A 19,793-nucleotide genomic window follows, 5' to 3' on the forward strand; every position below is an offset into this window, starting at 1 on the left:
GGCCGATAATGGTGACCCGCGTCACGGCGTTGTCAGCGAGAACTGCCGCACGGTCACCGACCCGCCCAACGATTGGGTGGCGTAGTTGAACATGCCGAACCGGTATCCCATGAAGAACTGCCACGCGCTGTTGAGCGTCAGCGCGTTGCCCAGCGAGACGAAGTTGACCCCGTCGGTGCTGTAGGAGAACGTCGCCTGCCGGCCCGACCCCGGTCGGATGTCGGCCTTGGCCCGCAGCCAGATCCGCCCACCGGACACCGCCGCGCTGGCGACCTCGCTGCCGGTGGAGGTGGTGTTCCAGGCGCCGCTGGCCATGGTCAGACCGTTGGTCATGACCACCCGGGTGGCGCCGTTGTCCCGCCGGACGCCGATCCACGCCGAACTGTCGCGCAGCATGGCGAGCCCGGACCGGTCCCCGTCGCGCATGGTCGAGTAGTCCAGCTCGATGGTGGCGGTCGAGGTCGGGCCCTGGATGCGGTGGGTCAGCGTGTTACGGGCCTGGTACAGGTCGTTGGTCACGCTGGCGGTCTGCAGACGCAGGCCGTTGTTCACCGACCACCGGCTGTTGTCCGGGTTGTGGTTCCACTCGTACTGCACACCGAGCGTGCTGCCGGAGAACGTGTCGGTGCCGGTGAGCGGCTTGACCGGACGCAGCGGCAGCGGGTTGGGGTAGCTCGCGCCCCACGCCCCGTTGACGGTCTGCACCTGCGGCCAGCCGTCGGAGGTCCAGGTGATCGGCGCCAGCGTCGGCATCCGACCACCGGGGTACGCGTCGGTGAACGCCATGTAGTACCAGGAACCGTTCTGCGTCTGCACCAGCCCGCCCTGGTGCGGCACGCCACCGCCGGAGATCGGGCCGGGCAGGTTGAGCAGCACCTGCCGCTGCTCGTACGGGCCGAACGGGCCGTTGGTGGACTTGAGCACGTACTGGCCGTTGGCCGGCCGGGTCAGCCAGATGTAGTAGGCGCCGTTGCGCTTGTAGAACCGCGCCCCCTCCAGCGTGCCGATGCTCGACGGCGTCTGGTAGACCTGCTGGGCCCGCACCTGGGTGCGCCCGTCCGCGGAGAGCTGCGCCACGCTGATCGTGCCGTTGCCGTACGCGACGTACATGGTGTCGTTGTCGTCGATCAGCATGCCGGCGTCGTAGTAGCAGTTGGGGATCGTGGTGAGCTTGCTCCAGGCGCCGTCGACCGCGCCGGCGGTGTAGATGTGGGTCTGGGCGAAGTCGATGCACCCGGCCCAGTAGTAGGTCTTGTTGCTGGGCCGGTAGTTCAACGTGGAGGCCCAGATGCCGTCCACGTACGCCTGGCTTCCCGGGGGCAGGTCGTACTTGGTGCCGAAGTCCAGTCGGGGCACCGAGTGCCCGGCGAACTCCCAGTTCACCAGGTCCCACGAGCGCAGCACCGGTGCGCCGGGCGAGTAGTGCATGGTCGAGGCGGACATGTAGTAGACGTCGCCGACGCGGATGATGTCGACGTCGGCGAAGTCCTGCCAGATCGCCGGGTTGGTGAACGTGCCGCTCGGCGGCGGGGTGGTCGGCGGCGGGTCGGTCGGGGTGCCGCCGCCCAGGCGCACCAACTGCCACTGCTGGTTGGTGCCGTTCCAGTCGTCGTACTGGACGATGTTGCCGCCGTCGGCGGTCGAGGCGTTCTGCACCTCCACTGCCCTGTTCGAGTTGCGGTTGACCAGGCGCACGTAGCCGCCGTCGGAGTCGGCCAGCCGGAACTGCTGGTTGGTGCCGTTGTGGTCGGACCACTGCACCACGGCCGCGCCGTTGGCGGTGGACGCGCCGGTCACGTCCAGCACCTTGCCGGAGTGCCGCGAGCGCAGCCGGTAGTAGCCGCCGCCGGAGTCCACGAACTGCCACTGCTGCCAGGCGCCGTCATTGCGCGTCCACTGGGTGATCCGCGCGCCGTCGTTAGTGGCCTGGTTGTAGAGATCGAGCGCCTTACCGCTGTTGCGGTTCACCAGCACGTAGTACGCGGTGGTGTCCACGGTCGCCGCGGAGGCCGGCCCGGAGGCCACCCCCACCAGCACCCCGCCGACCACCATCGCCACCAACCCCGCCAGGAGCCGGGACAGCCGACCCGTCGCCACCATGATCCTCCTCATGTGATCGTTAACAGCGGTCCCTGCCCCAGGGGAACCGGGTCCACGGCAACTGCGGCACAGGCTGCACCCGGAACGGCCCGCGAAGCTGCCGGCGACCCTCAATGCATCGACTGTGAGCGATAACATGCCGTTCGTCAAGCCGTAACATCCGGGACGCGGAACGGGTGGCGTGCCCCGACGCGAACATCGGGGCAGGCCACCCGTCGCGGTGGTCGGCCCGGGTCAGAACCCGCGGGCGAGCCGGTAGTACGCCTGGTTCCAGCGCAGCTCGTCGGCGAAGCGGTACGGCTCGGTGTCGGCGTCGATGATCGCCAGTTCGGTACGCGCCATCGCGGCCAGGTCGCGCAGCTCCTCCACGCCCACCGCCTGGGAGAGCACGGTGTGGTGGGGCGCGCCCGCGGTGATCCACGCCTCCGCCGAGCCGGCCAGGTCGGGGCGGGGCCGCCAGACCGCCCGGGCCACCGGCAGCCGGCGCAGCGGCTGCGGCGGCGGCACGACGTCGACCACGTTGGCCACCAGCCGGAACCGCTCCCCCATGTCGGCCATGCCGAGCACCACGGCCGGGCCGGACGCCGCGTCGAAGACCAGCCGGACCGGGTCCTCCCGCCCACCGATGCTCAGCGGGTGCACCTCGGCGGTCGGCACGTCGGCGGCGATGCTCGGACACACCTCCAGCATGTGCGCGCCGAGGACCAGTTCCTGCCCGAACGTCAGGTCGTAGGTGTAGTCCTCCATGAAGGAGGTGCCGCCCTCGACGCCGACAGCCATCGACTTCAGCGTCCGCACCAGCACGGACGTCTTCCAGTCCCCCTCGCCGCCGAAGCCGTACCCGTCGGCCATCAGCCGCTGCACCGCGATGCCGGGGAGCTGGCGCAGACCGCCGAGGTCCTCGAAGTTGGTGGTGAAGGCGCGGAAGCCACCGGCGTCCAGGAACGAACGCAGGCCGATCTCCTGGCGCGCGGCGTAGCGCAGCGACTCGTGCCGGTCGCCGCCCGGCCGCAGCGCGGCGTCCAGCCGGTAGGCGTCGTCGTACTCCTTCACCAGGTCGTCGACCTGCGCGTCGGCGACCTGGTCGACGGCCGCCACCAGATCGTTCACGCCGTAGGTGTTGACCGACACGCCGAAGCGCAGCTCCGCCTCGACCTTGTCGCCCTCGGTCACCGCGACGTCGCGCATGTTGTCGCCGAAGCGGGCCAGCCGCAGCGTCCGCATCGACGACCAGCCGATGGCCGCGCGGGCCCACGCCGCGACCCGCCCCACCACCCGCGGGTCGGTGACGTGGCCGGCGACCGTCTTGCGGGCCACCCCGAGCCGGGTCTGGATGTACCCGAACTCGCGGTCGCCGTGCGCGGCCTGGTTCAGGTTCATGAAGTCCATGTCGATGGTGTCCCAGGGCAGCGCCACGTTCGCCTGGGTGTGCAGGTGCAGCAGCGGCGTCTGCAACGCGTCCAGCCCGGAGATCCACATCTTCGCCGGCGAGAACGTGTGCATCCAGGCGATCACCCCGACCGCGCCCTGCACGGCCGCGTCCCGGCAGGCCGCGAGGATGTCCGTGCTCGTGGTCAGGACCGGCTTCCAGACCACCCGTACGGGGATGTCCGGCGACTCGTCCAGGCGCGCGGCGATCTGCCGGGACTGGTCGGCGACCTGCCGGAGGGTGTCCTCGCCGTAGAGACCCTGGCTGCCGGTGAGGAACCAGACCTCGGGCTGGGGGTGCGTAGCCATGTTGTTGCCTTCCGCGCTAGGAGCCGTTACTTGAACCGGATGCCGATGAGGCGCTGGAGGAGGATGAACGCGAAGAGCAGCCCGCCGATCACGATCTTGGTCCACCAGGAGTTGAGGCTGCCGTCGAACGTGATCAGGGTCTGGATGACGCCCAGCACCAGCACGCCGAGCACGGTCCCGAAGACGTAACCGGAGCCGCCGGTGAGCACCGTGCCGCCGATGACGACCGCGGCGATCACGTCCAGTTCCATGCCGACGGCGATCAGCGGCGCGCCGGACAGCGTGTAGAACGACAGCAGGATGCCGCCGATGGCGGAGCACAGCCCGCTGATCGTGTAGACGGCGATCCGGGTCCGCGCGACCGGCAGCCCCATCAGCAGCGCCGACTGCGCGTTGCCGCCGACGGCGTACACGTTGCGGCCGAACCGGGTGTACGCCAGCACGTACGCGGCGACCAGCACCACCGCGAACGCGATCAGCACGCTGATCGACACGAAGTTCCCGGCCGGGTCACCGATGCGCTCCTGGGACACCGAGGTCCAGAANAGAACATCCCCGCCAGTGTCACGATGAACGGTTGGATGTCGAAGAAGTGGATCGCGCAGCCCATCAGGAACCCCAGCGTGGGGCCGATCAGCAACGCGATGACCAGCACCAGGGCGGCGGGCAGCCCGTCCCGGAGCAGGGCGGCCGACACCATCGCGGTCATCGCGACCACCGCGCCGACGGACAGGTCGATGCCGCCGGTGAGGATCACGAACGTCATGCCGACCGCGACGACGAGCATGAAACCGTTGTCGATGAAGACGTTGAACACGACCTGGACGTTGGAGAACGCACGGTACTGCGACACCCCGATGCCGTACATGACCAGCAGCAGGGCGAGGGTGGCCAGGACCGGTACGTGGCGCCGGGGCAGGCTGGGCCGCCACGACCGGACGGCGCTCAACGACGTGCTGCTCATGCCGGCACCTGCTCCTTCTCCCGCTGGGGCGCCGTCGGGCCGGTCTGGACCCCGCGCCGGCGGCGACGCAGCCGGGCGCGGAACGCCGGGGCCTGCACCAGGCAGACGGCGATGACGACGACGGCCTTGAACAGCAGCGACGTCTGGGGCGAGATGTTCATGGCGTACACCGTGGTGGTCAGGGTCTGGATGATCAACGCGCCGAGGACCGTGCCGCTGAGCGAGAACCGGCCACCGGCGAGCGAGGTGCCGCCGATGACCACCGCGAGGATCGCGTCGAGTTCGATCCACAGCCCGGCGGCGTTGCCGTCGGCGCTGGACACGTTCGCGGTGACCATGAAACCGGCGACCGCGGCGCAGGCGGCGCTGACCACGTAGACGAGGAGGACGATACGACGCGACCGGATGCCGGCCAACCGGCTGGCCTCCGCGTTGCCGCCGACCGACTCGACGATCAGCCCGAGCGCGGTGCGCCGGGTGAACGCGGCCACGAGCAGCGCCGCGGCGAGCGCGATCAGGACCGCCAGCGGCAGCGTGAGGAAGTGCCCGAGCCCGATCGCCCGGTACGGCTCCGAGTTGATCGTGATGATCTGCCCCTCGGTGACGAGCTGGGCGATGCCCCGACCGGCCACCATCAGGATCAGCGTGGCGATGATGGGTTGGATGCCGATGACGGCGACCAGCACCCCGTTCCACGCGCCGAGCACGAGCGCCGCCCCGAAGGCCAGGGCCAGCGCGGTGGCCACGGTGGACGCGCTGTTCTGGTCGGCCGCCTCGCTGATGTGCAGGCAGGCGATCGCGCCGCTGATGGCGCAGACCGAGCCGACGGACAGGTCGATGCCGCCGGTGGCGATGACCAGGGTCATGCCCAGCGCGACGAGGATCAGCGGCGCGCTCAACCGGAGGATGTCGACCGGGGTGCCGTACAGATGGCCGTTCTTGACCTCGACGGCCAGGAAGCCGGGCCGGTAGGCCGTGTTCGCGGCGATCATGACCACGAGCACGAGCGCCGGCCAGAACAGGCGGTGGCCGGTCAGCGGACGAAGGCGTTCGGCGACGGTGTTCATCGGTGCACCTCCTCCCGGGGGGTTCCGCTCGCGATGGTGCGCATGACGCGGTCCGCGTCGAGCGTGTCGTCGTTGGTGAGCTGGGCGACCATCTCCCGGTCGCGCATGATGGCGACCCGGTGGCTCAGGCGCAGCACCTCCTCCAGCTCGGCGGAGATGAACAGCACCGCCATGCCGCCGTCGGAGAGCTGCACCACCAGCTTCTGGATCTCGGCCTTCGCGCCGATGTCGATGCCGCGGGTGGGCTCGTCGAGGATGAGCAGGCGCGGCTCGGTGATGAGCCAGCGGGCCAGCAGCACCTTCTGCTGGTTGCCGCCGGAGAGGTTGCGCACCGGCGCCTCCGGGTTGGCGGGCCGGATGCTCAGCGCCTCGATGTACTTCTGGACCAGCTCGTCCTGCCGGCGGCGTGGGATCGGACGCAGCCAGCCGCGCGCGGCCTGCATCGCCAGGATCATGTTCTCCCGGACGGACAGCTCGGGAACGATGCCCTCCGCGCGCCGGTTCTCCGAACAGAAGCCGATGCCCTGGTCGATGGCGTGGATCGGGGTACGCAGCGGCGACCGGCCGCCGTCGAGGAGGACCTGCCCGTGGTCGGCGCGGTCGGCGCCGAAGAGCAGCCGCGCCACCTCGGTCCGGCCGGAGCCGAGCAGGCCGGCCAGGCCGACCACCTCACCGGCGTGGATGCGCAGGCTGAACGGCGCGACCGCGCCACGCCGGCCCAGCTCCGTGGCGTCCACCAGCGGGGCCTGTCCGTCCGGCGTGACGGTGGCCCGCTTCTGCTGCTCGTCGAGCCGTTCCAGGACGTCCAGCTCCTGGCCGATCATCTTCTCGACCAGGCTGAACTGGGGCAGCTCCTCGGTGCGGTACTCCCCCACCAGGGTGCCGTTGCGCAGCACCGTGATGCGGTCGGCGATGCCGTAGACCTGGTCGAGGAAGTGCGTGACGAACAGGATCGCGATCCCCTCGTCGCGGAGCTGGCGCATGATCCGGAAGAGCTGCGCGACCTCGCCCGCGTCCAGGCTGGACGTCGGCTCGTCGAGGATGAGCACCCGGGCCCGCACGTCGATCGCCCGGGCGATGGCGACCATCTGCTGCACGGCCAGCGAGTACGTCCCGAGCTGCGCGCTGACGTCGAGGTCGAGGTCGAGCCGGGTCAGGAGTTCACGGGCCCGCCGGCGCATCTCGCCCCAGCGGACGGCGCCGAGGCGTCGGGGTTCCCGGCCGATGAAGATGTTCTCCGCCACCGACAGGTTCGGGCAGAGGTTGACCTCCTGGTAGACGGTGCTGACGCCGGCCGCGGCGGCCTGCATCGGCCCGGTGAAGGACACCGCCTCACCGGCGAGGGTGATGGTGCCCGCGTCGGTGCCGTACACGCCGGTCAACACCTTGATCAGGGTCGACTTGCCGGCGCCGTTCTCACCCATCAGGGCGTGGACCTCGCCCGGGAACAACCGGAAGTCGACGTCGTGCAGTGCGCGGACCCCGGGGAAGGTCTTGCTGATACCGGTCATGGTCAGGACCGGACGGTCACCCGTCATCCCATCGGACCTCTTCTTCGACGTGGTGGTGCGGGGGCCGCCGTCGGTCAGACGGCGACCCCCGGTGTGGATCAGTACTTGCGGTTGGGCAGTGCCTCCTTGGCCTGCTCCTGGGTGAAGGTGGTCTCCTCGGTCTCGATCCGGGGCGGCACCTCCTCGCCGGCCTTGACCTTCTTCGCCAGGTCCATCAGCTGCGGGCCGAGCAGCGGGCTGCACTCCGCGATGAAGTTGAACTTGCCGTCCGCGAGGGCCTGCATGCCGTCCTTCACCGCGTCGATGGTGATGATGGTGATGTCCTTGCCGGGCACCTTGCCGGCCGCGGTGATCGCCTCGAGCGCGCCCAGACCCATGTCGTCGTTGTGCGCGAAGAGCACGTCGATCTTCGGGTTGGCCTTGAGGAACTGCTCCATCACCTGCTTGCCGCCGGCGCGGGTGAAGTCACCGGACTGCGAGGCGACGATCTTCAGGTTGGGGCTGCCGGCGATGGCGTCGGCGAAGCCCTTCTTCCGGTCGTTGGCCGGGGCGGAGCCGGTGGTGCCCTGCAACTCGACGATGTTGACCGGGCCGGAGGCCGCCTTCTTCTGCTCCACCAGCCACTCGCCGGCGAGTCGGCCCTCCTTGATGAAGTCCGAGCCGAGGAACGTCTTGTAGAGCGACTTGTCGGCCGAGTCGACCGCGCGGTCGGTCAGGATCACCGGGATCTTGGCGTCCTTGGCCTCCTTGAGCACGGTGTCCCAACCGGACTCGACCACCGGCGAGAAGGCGATGACGTCGACCTTCTGCTGGATGAAGTTGCGGATCGCCTTGATCTGGTTCTCCTGCTTCTGCTGCGCGTCGTCGAACTTCAACTCGACGCCGGCCTGGCCCGCCGCCTCCTTGATCGAGGTGGTGTTCGCGGTCCGCCAGCCGCTCTCCGCGCCGACCTGGGAGAAGCCCAGGACGATCTTGTCGCTGCCACCGCCGCCGGAGTCGCCGCCGGTGTCGCTGTTACCGCAGGCGACCAGGCCGCCGGCGAGCAGCACGCCGGTCAGGGCCGCGATGACCGTGCGTGCCGTGCTCCTGCTTCTCATCGTTCTCCTCAGGGTTGGGTGATCCGGCACGCGCGACCGGTGGGGCCGGGACGACCGGGTGTGGTGGGGAATTCGGTGCGTGGTGCTGGTCAGGGGGCTTACCCGGCCGGCGGGCGTTGGCCGTACACGTTCTGGTAGCGGTCGTGGAGCGAGTCGATGTCGGCCGGCGCGATCGGCAGCGGCTCGCCGAGCGCGCGGGCCAGGTGCGCGGTGCGGGCGACGTCCTCGCACATCACCGCGGCCTTGACCGCCGCGCGGGCGTCCTTGCCGATGGTGAAGACGCCGTGGTTGCGCATCAGCACGGCGGGCGAGCGGTGCCCGGACAGCGTGCTCACGATGCCCTTGCCGATGTCGTCGCCGCCGATCAACGCGAACGGCCCGACCGGGATCTCGCCGCCGAACTCGTCGGCCTGGGCGGTCAGCCAGCACGGGATCGCCTCGCCCCGGGCCGCCCAGGCGGTGGCGTAGCCGCTGTGCGTGTGCACGACGCCGCCGACCTCGGGCATCGCACGGTAGACGTAGGCGTGCGCGGCGGTGTCGCTGGACGGGGCGCCGCCGCCGTCGACCACGGCGCCGTTGAGATCGCAGACCACCATCGTCTCGGCGGTCAGGTCGTCGTAGTCCACCCCGCTCGGCTTGATCACCATCAGGTCCTGCCCGGGGACGCGCGCCGAGACGTTGCCGGCGGTCCAGGCCACCAGGTTGTAGCGGGTCAGCTCGCCGTGCAGCCGGGCCACCGTCTGGCGCAGCGCGGTGATCTGCCGGTCGACGTCGGTGTTCATCCGACCACCTCCAGGGTCTCCTCGGGCTGCGCCGCGGCGGCGTCCACCGCCGCGTTGCGGATCGCGCGCAGGCGGAGCATGACGTCGCTCGCGCCGCGGCCGAAGTGGTCGTGCAGCGCCCGGTATTCGGCGTAGAGCGCGTCGTAGGCCCGGACGTTCTCCGGAATCGGCTGGTAGACGCCCTCGTCCACCCGACCCATCGCCGCCGACGCCTCGTGCACCGTCGGGTACGCGTCGGCGGCGACCGCCGCGTGGATGGCGGACCCGAGCGCCGGCCCCTGCGCCGAGCCGATGATGCCCAGCGGCCGGTTGGTGACGTCGGCGTAGATCTGCATCAGCAGCCGGTTCGAGGTGAGCCCGCCGGCCACCACCAGGTCGTCGACCGGCACGCCCGCCTCGGCGAACGCCTCGATGATCATCCGGGTGCCGTACGCGGTGGCCTCCAGCAGCGCGCGGTAGACGTCCGGCGGGCGGGTGGCCAGTGTCAGACCGACGACCAGGCCGCTGAGGTCGTGGTTGACCAGCAGCGACCGGTTGCCGTTCCACCAGTCCAGCGCCACCAGGCCGTGCGCGCCGACCGGCTGGGCGGCGGCCAGCTCGGTGAGCCGCTCGTGCGAGTCGAGCCCGGCCGGGGCGGCGTGCCGCACGAACCAGCCGAAGATGTCGCCCACGCCGCTCTGCCCGGCCTCGTAGCCCCAGGCGCCGGGGCTGATGCCACCGTCGACGACGCCGCACATGCCGGGAACCTCGGCCGGCAGGGTGCCGTTGAGCACATGGCAGGTGGAGGTGCCCATGATCGCCACCAGCCGGCCCGGGCGCAGCGCCTGGGCGGAGGCGGCGGTGACGTGCGCGTCGACGTTGCCGACCGCGACCGCGATGCCTTCCGGCAGGCCGGTCCAGGCGGCGGCGCGGGCGCCGAGGCCGCCGGCCCGGGCGCCCAGCGGCAGCAGCGGGCCGTCGAGCTTGGCCACGAAGTCGGTGAACCCGGGGTCGAGCGCGGCCAGATAGTCCGGCGACGGGTAGCTCCCGTCCTGCCGGATGCCCTTGTAGCCGGCGGTGCAGGCGTTGCGGGTCTCGACGCCGCACAGCTCCCAGACGATCCAGTCGGCGGCCTCGATGAAGCGCTCGGCCCGCCGGTAGACCTCGGGGTCCTCGTTGAGGATCTGCAACCCCTTGGCGAACTGCCACTCGGCCGAGATCTTGCCGCCGTAGCGGCCGATCCACGGCTCGCCCCGCTCGTGCGCCAGCGCGTTGATCCGGTCGGCGTGCGGCTGGGCGGCGTGGTGCTTCCACAGCTTCACCCAGGCGTGCGGCCGGTGGCGCAGCTCGGGCAGCTCGCACAGCGGGGTGCCGTCGGCGAGCGTCGGCAGCACGGTGCAGGCGGTGAAGTCGATGCCGATCCCGACCACCCGCGCCGGGTCCACGCCGGCGGCGGCCAGCGCGGCGGGCACCGCCTGGCGCAGCACCTCGCGGTAGTCGTCGGGGTCCTGCAACGCCCAGTCCGGCGGCAGCGCGGGGCCACCGCCGGGCAGGGCCGCCTCGATCACCCCGTGCCGGTACTCGTGCACCGCCGTGCCGAGCTCGGCGCCGTCGCGCACGCGCACCACCAGGGCCCGCCCGGACAGCGTGCCGAAATCGACGCCGACGACGTACCGGTCGGGCGCGTCCCGCTCGCTCATCTACACCTCCGCCGCATCACGGAGCTAGTGTTAGCGCTCACATATACATCCGTCAAGACACCCAAGCGCAACAGCTGCGTAACGGGGACGCCCGCTCGGCGACATCGCCCCGCGCCCCGGCACGGACCGGCCCGCCCACCGTTGCCTGAGATCCACTTCGCGCGGTCGGCCGGATGCCCGCCGGACCCCGACCACCAGCTGTGTTAGCGAGAACAATCGATGCCCCAGGTGGCGATCTATCCGCCACCCTGCCGCACCCCCGACGAGTCCCCGGGACACCCGGCGCCCAGGCCGTCACAGGGCCTCTCAACGGCTCTTATTCCGCCCGCCCCGAGGCCCACGAACGGTCTCGGCGACCGGCGTGGAAGGGGGCGAGCTATTTACACAGTTTGATGTCAGCGATAACATCCGCGGCATCACTGCACCGGCGTGCCGTCCCCGACGGACGCCCCGGCACACCCCATGGAGGCGGTGGCCGAGGGCGTCCCCGGATCGCGCCGGACCCACCACCCGAGCGGCCGTCGGCGATCCGCCGGTCCCCTCTCCCCGCCCGCGCCCGGCGTCTCCGGACCGCCACGCGGACGGTCGCTCCCTCCGGGCGTCGGCACGCCGAGGCCCGTCCACCGAGGAGGATCAGTGCGTAGAAGGACACGATGGACGCTGGCCGCCCTGGGTGCCACGGCAGTGGCGCTCGCGGCCTCCGTCACCGCCGGGGTGGTCGCCCCGCAACCGGCGCAGGCGCTCGACAACGGCGTCGCCCGTACGCCCCCGATGGGCTGGAACAGTTGGAACACGTTCGGCTGCAACATCAACGAGACGCTCATCCGGCAGATGGCCGACGCGATGGTCAGCACCGGCATGCGCGACGCCGGCTACCAGTACGTCGTCGTCGACGACTGCTGGATGAACCCGAACCGGGACTCGGCGGGGAACCTGCAGGGCGACCCGAGCCGCTTCCCGTCGGGGATGAAGGCGCTCGGCGACTACATCCACTCCCGCGGCCTGAAGTTCGGCATCTACCAGGGCCCGTTGGACAAGACGTGCGCGCAGTACTTCAACAGCTATCCCGGCGCCACCGGGGCCCAGGGACACGAGGCCCAGGACGCCCGGCAGTTCGCCGCCTGGGGCGTCGACTACCTCAAGTACGACTGGTGCTCGCCCAGCGGCACCATCGACGACCAGGTCCGGGTCTTCAACATCATGCGCGATGCGCTCGCCGCCACCGGCCGGCCGATCGTCTACAGCATCAACTCCAACAGCGTCCACTCGAAGACCGGCCCGCAGCGCAACTGGGGCGACGTGGCGAACATGTGGCGCACCACCGAGGACATCACCAACACCTGGAACAGTGGCCAGACCAACGGCTACCCGATGGGCATCCAGAACATCGTCGACGTCACCGTGCCGCTGGCCGGGCGGGCGAAGCCCGGCGCGTTCAACGACATGGACATGTTGGAGGTCGGTCGGGGCGGCATGACCGACACCGAGATGCGCAGTCACTTCGCGCTGTGGGCCGTCATGGCCTCGCCGCTCATCGCCGGCAACGACCTGCGCAGCATGAACACGGCCACCCAGACGATTCTGAAGAACGCCAACCTCATCGGCATCAGCCAGGACCCCCTCGCCCTGCAGGCGAGTCAGGTCTCCTTCGACGGCACCCGGCGGGTGCTGGCCAAGCCGCTGGCCAACGGCGACGTCGCGGTGGCCCTGTTCAACCAGGGCAGCGCCACCACGACCGTCTCCACCACGGCGGCGGCGGTGGGTAAGAGCGGTAGTTCGTTCACGCTGCGCGACGCGTGGAGCAACGCCACCTCCAGCACCACCGGAGCGATCTCCGCGAGCGTGCCGGCGCACGGCACGGTGGTGTACCGGGTCAGCGGCGGCGGCACCACCACCCCGCCGCCCACCCCGACCACGTTCCGGCTGCGCAGCGAGTCGGCCGGTCGGTGCCTCGACGTCGACAACGGCGGCACGGCCAACGGCACCGGCGCGCTGATCTGGGACTGTCACAGCAACGCCAACCAGCAGTTCACCCAGAACGGGCAGACGCTGCAGGTGCTGGGCAAGTGCCTGGACGTGCCGACCAGCGCCACCACCGGCACCCGGGTGCAGATCTGGGACTGCAACGGTGGCACCAACCAGCAGTGGACGTTCAACGGCAACGGCACGGTGAGCAACGTCCGCTTCCCGTCCCTGTGCCTGGACGTCGACAACGGCGGCACCGCCAACGGCACCCGGGTGATCCTCTGGACCTGCCACGGCAACACCAACCAACGGTGGAGCCGGGCCTGAGCGACGACGGCCGGTGACCGTGCGGCCGGCCGGGCGGCGGATCGCCGCCCGGCCGGCCGTCACCGGTTGCCCGCGGCGCGGCGCTTGTTCCAGATGTCGAACGCCACGGCGGCGAGGAGCACCAGGCCCTTCACCACCGACTGGACGGACTGGTCGACGCCCATGAGCTGCATGCCGTTGCTCATCACCGCCATGATGAGACCGCCCACCATCGCGCCGACCACGGTGCCGACCCCACCGGTGACCGCCGCGCCGCCGATGAAGGCCGCCGCGATCGCGTCCAGTTCGAACATGTTGCCCGCCCCCGGCTGGGCCCCGTTGGACCGGGACGAGTAGATCACCCCGGCCACGGCCGAGAGCAGGCCCATGTTCACGAAGATCCAGAAGTTGACCGTCTTCACCCGGACGCCGGACAACGTCGCCGCCGGCAGGTTGCCGCCGATCGCGTAGACCTGACGACCGAAGACGGTACGGCGGGTGAGCAGCCCGTAGGCGAGCACCAGCACGGCCAGGATGATCAGTACGATCGGCAGGCCGCGCGCGTGGGCGAGCTGCCAGGCGAACCACATGACGACCGCGCCGACCACCACCACCCGCAGGACGAACAGGGGGAACGACTCCACCGGCTGCTCGTGCCGGACCCGGGCCAGCCGGGTCCGGAAGACGCTGGCGGCGTACCCGACGACCGCGAACGCGCCGATGAACAGCGTGAAGGCGTCGAATCCCTGACCACCGAACAGCCCGTTGAGGAAGCCGGCGGCGACCCGCTGGTACTCGCCGGGGAACGGCGACAGCGAGATGTTGTCCAGCACCCGCAGCGTCAGGCCGCGGAACAGCAGCATGCCGGCCAGGGTGACGATGAAGGCCGGGATGCCGGCGTAGGCGACCCAGAGCCCGTGCCAGGCACCGACCGCGACGCCCACGGCGAGCGCGGCCAGGACGCCGACCCACCAGGGCATCCCCTCCCGGATGACCAGTACGGCGGAGACCGCGCCGGTGAGCGCCACCACCGACCCGACGGACAGGTCGATGTGCCCGCCGATGATCAGCACGACCATGCCGATCGCGAGCACCAGGATGTAGGAGTACTGGAGCACGATGTTGGTGAGGTTGCCCGGGCTGAGCGACACGCCGTCGGTGAGGATCGCGAACAGCGCGACGATCACCACCAGGGCGATGTAGATGCCGCTCTGCCGCAGGTTACCGAGGATCAGCGTGCGCGGGTCGCTGGTCCCGGTGTGCAGGGTGGCCGCCGCCCCGGTGTCGGGCGCGGCGACCTTCAACGGGGTGGGAGGCTTCGTGCTGGTCATCCGACGAGATCCCTGTCCTTGGTCATGAGTTCCATCAGGTTCTCCTGGGTGGCCTCGCCCACCGGCAGCTCCCCGGTGATGCGCCCGGCCGCCAGGGTGTAGATGCGGTCACACATGCCGAGCAGCTCGGGCAGCTCGGAGGAGATGATGACCACGGCCTTCCCGGCCGCCACCAAACGGTTGACGATCGTGTAGATCTCGAACTTGGCCCCGACGTCGATGCCCCGGGTCGGCTCGTCGAGGATCAGCACGTCCGGGTCGGTGAACAGCCACTTCGCCAGCACGACCTTCTGCTGGTTGCCGCCGGAGAGCTTGCCCACCACCGACATCACGGTCGGCGCCTTGATGTTCATGTCGCGTCGCCCCCGCTCGGCGACCTTGATCTCCTCGTTGCCGTCGATCCACCCGTGGCGGGCGAGCTTGCCGAGCGCGGCGGCCGAGATGTTGCCCCGTACGTCGTCGATCAGGTTGAGGCCGTAGTGCTTGCGGTCCTCAGTCGCGTACGCGATGCCGTTGGCGATCGCCTCGGCCACCGTCCGGGTGCGCACCTCCCGGCCGTTGACGAAGATCCGCCCGGTGATGTCCCGGCCGTACGAGCGGCCGAACACGCTCATCGCCAGCTCGGTGCGGCCGGCGCCCATCAGCCCGGCGATGCCGACGACCTCACCGGCGCGGACGGTGAGCGAGGCCCGGTCGACCACCAGCCGGTCCTGGGTCGGGTGGCGTACGGTCCAGTCCTCGATCCGCAGCACCTCGGCGCCGGGCGTCACCGTCCGGGTCGGGTAGAACGCCGCGAGGTCGCGGCCGACCATGCCGCGGATGATCCGCTCCTGGGTCACCGAGGCGTCGCCCATGTCGAGCGTCTCGACCGTGCGGCCGTCCCGGATCACCGTGGTCGAGTCGGCGATCGCGGTGATCTCGCTGAGCTTGTGGGAGATCATGATGCAGGTGATGCCCTGGTCGCGGAGGCGCCGCAGCAGGTCCAGCAGGTGCGCCGAGTCGACGTCGTTGAGCGCCGCGGTCGGCTCGTCCAGGATGAGCAGCCGCACCTTCTTGGACAACGCCTTGGCGATCTCGACGAGTTGCTGCTTGCCCACGCCGAGCTGGATGACCGGCGTCACCGGGTTCTCGTCCAGGCCGACCGACCGCAGCAGCGAGGCGGCCTCGGCGTTGGTGCGGTGCCAGTCGATGAGCCCGCCCCGGCCGCGCCGCTCGTTGCCGAGGAAGATGTTCTCGGCGATCGACAGGTACGGCACCAGCGCCAGCTCCTGGTGGATGATGACGATGCCGCGGGACTCGCTGTCCCGGATGCCCCGGAAGCCGACCGGCTCGCCGTCCAGGATGATCTGCCCGTCGAAGCTGCCGGTGGGGTACACCCCGGACAGCACCTTCATCAGGGTGGACTTGCCGGCGCCGTTCTCGCCGCAGATGGCGTGGATCTCGCCGCGCCGCACGGCGAGCGAGACGTCCTGGAGCGCCGTCACTCCGGGGAAGGTCTTGGTGATGTTGCGCATCTCAAGGATGTGGTCGCTCATGGAAACCGTCCTGCTCGTGGCCGTCGCGTCCGGAGGGCGGCGGGCCCGGTGACGCGTCGCGTGACCGGGNGCGGCCACCTCCTGGGCGGTCAGGTAACCGGAGTCGATCAGCACCGACTTGATGTCGTCCTTGTAGACGGTCTGCACCGGCAGCAGGAACGAGGGGACGACCTTGACGCCGTTGTTGTACGTCTTGGTGTCGTTCGCCTTGGGCTCCTCCTTCTTGAGGAACGACTCGGCGGCGGCCACGGCCTGCTCGGCCAGCAGCCGGGTGTCCTTGAAGACGGTCGAGCTCTGGACCCCGTCGTTGATCAGCTTGACCGAGGCGACCTCGGCGTCCTGGCCGGTGATCACCGGCATCTTCTTGGCCCCGCCGCGGTAGCCGGCGTTCTGCAGGGCGGTGATGATGCCCCGGGAGATGCCGTCGAACGGCGACAGCACGCCGTCGACCTTGGTGCCGTCGTTGTAGCTGGAGGTGAGCAGGTCCTCCATCCGCTTCTGCGCGGTCTCCTGCTGCCAGCGCAGGATGGCGATCTGCTCGATCTTCGTCTGACCCGACTTCACCTTCAGCGTGCCGGCCTCGAAGTACGGCTTGAGCGTGTCCATCGCGCCGTTGAAGAAGAAGTGCGCGTTGTTGTCGTCGAGCGAGCCGGCGAACAGCTCCACGTTGAACGGGCCGGCCGCGGCGCCCTTCGAGCCGTCCTTGTTCTGCAGCCCGAGGCCCACCAGCAGCGCGTTGGCCTGCGCCACGCCGACCTTGTAGTTGTCGAAGCTGACGTAGAAGTCGACGTTCGGGCTGTTGCGGATGAGCCGGTCGTAGGAGATGACCGGGATCTTCGCCGCCGCGGCGGCCTGGAGCTGGCTGCTGAGCGCGGTGCCGTCGATCGCGGCGATCACCAGCACGTCCGCACCCTGAGTGATCATCTGGTCGATCTGCTGTGACTGGGTGGGGATCTCGTCCCCGGCGTACTGCAGGTCGACCTTGTAGCCCTTGGCCTGGAGCTTCTCCTTCACCGAGTTGCCGTCGGCGATCCACCGTTCCGAGGTCTGAGTCGGCATGGAGACGCCGATGGTCAGGTCGCTGGGCTTGGCCGAGCTGGTGTCCCCGCCGCCACCCGCGCCGTCACCGCTGCACGCGGCCAGGCTGACGNCCCCTTGTGGTCCACGAAACGCACAGGTAATCCTCCCGGCGAGTGTTAACGCTCACAAGATCCAACGTCAACCGGTGACGCGAAATGCGCATGTATCGGTCTCGTAACAAGGCCGCCACCGGGCCCGCCGCTTTCAGCCGACCCGTCGGGCGCGCGGCCGGGCAACCGTGATGCGCCGTGGTTGACGGGCGACACCCCGGGCAGTACGGTCCATCGCACATGTTCGATGTCAACGATGATGCCACTCGTTGCCGTCCCATGACAGCGCCACCCGGTGACGGGCAGACCACGCCGGTTCAACCCGCCGCTCCACCCCACCAACGGCCGCCCGACCCGTTCTGTTAGCGCTAACACACAGCAGGTCGACGTCGCCGACGCCCGCCACCGGAGCGTGCCGTACGGGCGCCCGGCGCGGTGAACCACCGCGTCCCGCCACCGACCGACACCCTGGGAGCACCCGTGAGAACACCCGTCCCCGCCCGGCTCCGCACCGGGCTCCGGCGCGTCGTGGCCATGGCCGCGGGCCTGGCCTGCGCCGTCGCCCTGCTGCCGGGTGNCCGATGGTGCACAACGGCCGGGTCTACCTCTACACCGGCCACGACGAGGACGGATCCACCTACTTCACCATGCGCGAGTGGCGGGTGTTCTCGTCCGCCGACATGGTCAACTGGACCGACCACGGCTCACCGATGAGTCTGGCCACGTTCGCCTGGGCGGACGCGAACGCGTGGGCCGGCCAGGTCGTCGCCCGCAACGGCAAGTTCTACTGGTACGCGCCGGTCCGGCAGCGGTCGAACGGGCAGATGGTCATCGGCGTCGGNGCAACAACGAGATCGACCCCTCGGTGTTCATCGACGACGACGGCCAGGCGTACCTCTACTGGGGCAACCCGAACCTGTGGTACGTGCGGCTCAACCAGGACATGATCTCGTTCTCCGGCAGCCCGACGCGAATCCCGCTGACCACCGCCGGCTTCGGCACCCGCACCGGCAACGCCAGCCGCCCGACCCTCTACGAGGAGGGCCCCTGGGTGTTCAAACGCAACGGGCTCTACTACAACGTGTTCGCGGCGGAGTGCTGCTCGGAGTTCATCGGCTACTCGACCGCGCCGGGGCCGACCGGGCCGTGGACCTACCGCGGCACGGTCATGCCCCGCCAGGGAGCCAGCTTCACCAACCATCCCGGCATCATCGACTTCAACGGCGGGTCGTACTTCTTCTACCACAACGGCGCGCTGCCCGGCGGCAGCGGATACACCCGCTCGGTGGCGGTGGAGAAGTTCACCTGGAACTCCAACGGCACCCTGCCCACCATGAACATGACCAGCACGGGCGCCCCCCAGGTGGGCACGCTGAACCCGTACGTCCGGCAGGAGGCCGAGACGATCGCCTGGGGCTCCGGCATCGAGACCGAGCCGGCCAGCGCGGGTGGCATGAACATCGGTTGGATCGAGAACGGCGACTACGTCAAGGTCAAGGGCGTCGCCTTCGGCACCGGCGCGTCCTCGTTCTCCGCCCGGGTCGCGTCCGCCAGCTCCGGCGGCCGGATCGAGGTACGCCTCGACGGCACCGGCGGACCGGTCGTCGGCACCTGCACGGTCGGCGGCACCGGCGGCTGGCAGACCTGGACCACCACCACCTGCACGGTGAGCGGCGCCACCGGCACCCACGACCTGTACCTGCGGTTCGCCGGCGGCAGCGGCACCCTGTTCAACGTCGACTGGTGGCAGTTCACCGGTGGTGGCGGCACCGCGCCGGCGTACCGGATCACCAACCGCAACAGCGGGCAGGTCATCGACGTGCAGCAGCCCAACCTGGACGACCTGGCCGTGATCGGTCAGTGGACCGCCAACGGCAACGCCTGGCAGCAGTGGCGCTACCTGGACGCCGGCAACGGCACCGTGCGGTTGCAGAGCGTGCACAGCGGCAAGTGCGTCGACGTGGCGGACCGCTCCACCGCCGACGGCGCGCGGATCATCCAGTACACCTGCCACGACGGCACGAACCAGGCGTTCACCTGGCGGTCGACCGGGGACGGCTACTACCAGTTGGTCAACGTCAACAGCAACAAGTGTGTGAACGTGGTCGGCGGCTCGACCACCGCGGGCGCGGCGCTGGAGCAGCGGACCTGCGGCTCCGCCACCAGCATGCAGTGGTCCCGGGCCTGAACCGGAAACCGTGCGGGGCGGTGCGACGACGGATCGTCGCACCGCCCCGTCGGGCGTGCGTTCAGGCGGCCGTGCAGGTCGGGGTCAGGCCCGACGCGCTGCCGGTGCCCTGGAACCCGAACTCGGTGCTCTGACCGGCGCCGAGCTGACCGTTGTAGTCCACGTTCGCGAACCGCACCGTCCCCGAACTACCACTGGCCGTCGCACTCCAGGTGCCCGTCACACTCGACCCACCCGGCAACGTCACACTCACCGTCCAACCCCGAGTACCACCGGAACCAGCCGTCACCTTCACCGTGGCCACGAAACCACCGGTCCACGAGTTCAACGACACCGACGCCGAACACCCACCCGTACCGGGCGGCGGCGTCGTCGGGCTCGGCGGCGGGGTGGTCGGGCTC

General features: G+C 70.0%; 13 protein-coding genes and 2 pseudogenes. 3 read left to right on the plus strand and 12 right to left on the minus strand.

Translation table 11 applies throughout. The annotated features are described in order from the left end of the window. Positions 1-21: 21 nt before the first annotated feature. The 8 genes and pseudogenes from B1205_RS13255 to araB all read right to left on the minus strand — a co-directional run bounded on the left by B1205_RS13255 (position 22) and on the right by araB (position 10,937). Positions 22-2,100 (minus strand): RICIN domain-containing protein, encoded by a 2,079-nt coding sequence (locus tag B1205_RS13255; RefSeq protein WP_254909908.1) that lies wholly within the window; start codon positions 2,098-2,100, stop codon positions 22-24. A 234-nt stretch (positions 2,101-2,334) separates the two neighbouring features. Beyond that, entirely contained in the window at positions 2,335-3,837 is a 1,503-nt protein-coding gene (araA, locus tag B1205_RS13260; RefSeq protein ID WP_089155913.1) for an L-arabinose isomerase, read from the minus strand. 26 nt (positions 3,838-3,863) lie between these two features. Further along, positions 3,864-4,801, minus strand: a pseudogene (locus tag B1205_RS33350) (ABC transporter permease subunit). Further along, positions 4,798-5,868, minus strand: a complete 1,071-nt coding sequence (locus B1205_RS13270) for an ABC transporter permease (protein WP_089155914.1) — start codon at positions 5,866-5,868, stop codon at positions 4,798-4,800. The pseudogene B1205_RS33350 and the gene B1205_RS13270 overlap by 4 nt, the downstream one beginning before the upstream one ends. Further along, positions 5,865-7,406 carry a sugar ABC transporter ATP-binding protein gene (locus B1205_RS13275; RefSeq protein ID WP_089155915.1) on the minus strand — a complete coding sequence of 514 codons (1,542 nt, stop codon included), beginning with the start codon at positions 7,404-7,406 and terminating at the stop codon, positions 5,865-5,867. The genes B1205_RS13270 and B1205_RS13275 overlap by 4 nt, the downstream gene beginning before the upstream one ends. A 71-nt stretch (positions 7,407-7,477) precedes the next feature. Continuing rightward, positions 7,478-8,476 (minus strand): ABC transporter substrate-binding protein, encoded by a 999-nt coding sequence (locus B1205_RS13280; protein ID WP_089155916.1) that lies wholly within the window; start codon positions 8,474-8,476, stop codon positions 7,478-7,480. Positions 8,477-8,574: 98 nt separating this feature from the next. Beyond that, on the minus strand, positions 8,575-9,258 hold the full coding sequence (locus tag B1205_RS13285) for an L-ribulose-5-phosphate 4-epimerase (RefSeq protein ID WP_089155917.1): 684 nt from the start codon (positions 9,256-9,258) through the stop codon (positions 8,575-8,577). After that, on the minus strand, positions 9,255-10,937 hold the full coding sequence (araB, locus tag B1205_RS13290) for a ribulokinase (protein ID WP_089155918.1): 1,683 nt from the start codon (positions 10,935-10,937) through the stop codon (positions 9,255-9,257). Before araB ends, B1205_RS13285 begins: the two co-directional genes overlap by 4 nt. Before the next feature lie 636 nt (positions 10,938-11,573). Here araB and B1205_RS13295 point away from each other — a divergent pair. Continuing rightward, the gene (locus B1205_RS13295; RefSeq protein ID WP_089155919.1) at positions 11,574-13,229 is read left to right on the plus strand and encodes a glycoside hydrolase family 27 protein; all 1,656 of its coding nucleotides are present in this window, start codon (positions 11,574-11,576) and stop codon (positions 13,227-13,229) included. Positions 13,230-13,288: 59 nt separating this feature from the next. Here the strand turns inward: B1205_RS13295 and mmsB are convergent, their stop codons facing one another. The 3 genes and pseudogenes from mmsB to chvE form a co-directional block, all read right to left on the minus strand. Beyond that, positions 13,289-14,539: a multiple monosaccharide ABC transporter permease gene (mmsB, locus tag B1205_RS13300; RefSeq protein WP_089155920.1), complete on the minus strand. Its 1,251-nt coding sequence runs from the start codon at positions 14,537-14,539 to the stop codon at positions 13,289-13,291. Next, the gene (mmsA, locus tag B1205_RS29665; protein ID WP_176308577.1) at positions 14,536-16,074 is read right to left on the minus strand and encodes a multiple monosaccharide ABC transporter ATP-binding protein; all 1,539 of its coding nucleotides are present in this window, start codon (positions 16,072-16,074) and stop codon (positions 14,536-14,538) included. Before mmsA ends, mmsB begins: the two co-directional genes overlap by 4 nt. 87 nt (positions 16,075-16,161) lie before the next feature. Then, a pseudogene (chvE, locus tag B1205_RS29670) lies at positions 16,162-17,133 on the minus strand (multiple monosaccharide ABC transporter substrate-binding protein); the annotation flags it as partial. Between the two features lie 718 nt (positions 17,134-17,851). On the opposite strand from chvE, the gene B1205_RS31400 reads away from it, so the two are divergent. Next, positions 17,852-18,151 carry a family 43 glycosylhydrolase gene (locus tag B1205_RS31400; protein WP_441338484.1) on the plus strand — a complete coding sequence of 100 codons (300 nt, stop codon included), beginning with the start codon at positions 17,852-17,854 and terminating at the stop codon, positions 18,149-18,151. Continuing rightward, positions 18,070-19,392, plus strand: a complete 1,323-nt coding sequence (locus B1205_RS31405; RefSeq protein ID WP_254909912.1) for a carbohydrate-binding protein — start codon at positions 18,070-18,072, stop codon at positions 19,390-19,392. Before B1205_RS31400 ends, B1205_RS31405 begins: the two co-directional genes overlap by 82 nt. A 61-nt stretch (positions 19,393-19,453) precedes the next feature. Here B1205_RS31405 and B1205_RS13315 read toward each other — a convergent pair. Further along, the coding region (locus tag B1205_RS13315) for a cellulose binding domain-containing protein (protein ID WP_176308575.1) at positions 19,454-19,793 on the minus strand (340 nt) is incomplete at its 5' end.

Source organism: Micromonospora sp. NBS 11-29, from assembly GCF_002140155.1.
Taxonomy (GTDB): domain Bacteria; phylum Actinomycetota; class Actinomycetes; order Mycobacteriales; family Micromonosporaceae; genus Micromonospora.

Bases quoted from the DNA above. Each gene is read 5' to 3' on its own strand.
- B1205_RS13255 (WP_254909908.1), bottom strand. From the start codon at position 2,100: ATGGTGGCGACGGGTCGGCTGTCCCGGCTCCTGGCGGGGTTGGTGGCG.
- araA (WP_089155913.1), bottom strand. From the start codon at position 3,837: ATGGCTACGCACCCCCAGCCCGAGGTCTGGTTCCTCACCGGCAGCCAG.
- B1205_RS13270 (WP_089155914.1), bottom strand. From the start codon at position 5,868: ATGAACACCGTCGCCGAACGCCTTCGTCCGCTGACCGGCCACCGCCTG.
- B1205_RS13275 (WP_089155915.1), bottom strand. From the start codon at position 7,406: ATGACGGGTGACCGTCCGGTCCTGACCATGACCGGTATCAGCAAGACC.
- B1205_RS13280 (WP_089155916.1), bottom strand. From the start codon at position 8,476: ATGAGAAGCAGGAGCACGGCACGCACGGTCATCGCGGCCCTGACCGGC.
- B1205_RS13285 (WP_089155917.1), bottom strand. From the start codon at position 9,258: ATGAACACCGACGTCGACCGGCAGATCACCGCGCTGCGCCAGACGGTG.
- araB (WP_089155918.1), bottom strand. From the start codon at position 10,937: ATGAGCGAGCGGGACGCGCCCGACCGGTACGTCGTCGGCGTCGATTTC.
- mmsB (WP_089155920.1), bottom strand. From the start codon at position 14,539: ATGACCAGCACGAAGCCTCCCACCCCGTTGAAGGTCGCCGCGCCCGAC.
- mmsA (WP_176308577.1), bottom strand. From the start codon at position 16,074: ATGAGCGACCACATCCTTGAGATGCGCAACATCACCAAGACCTTCCCC.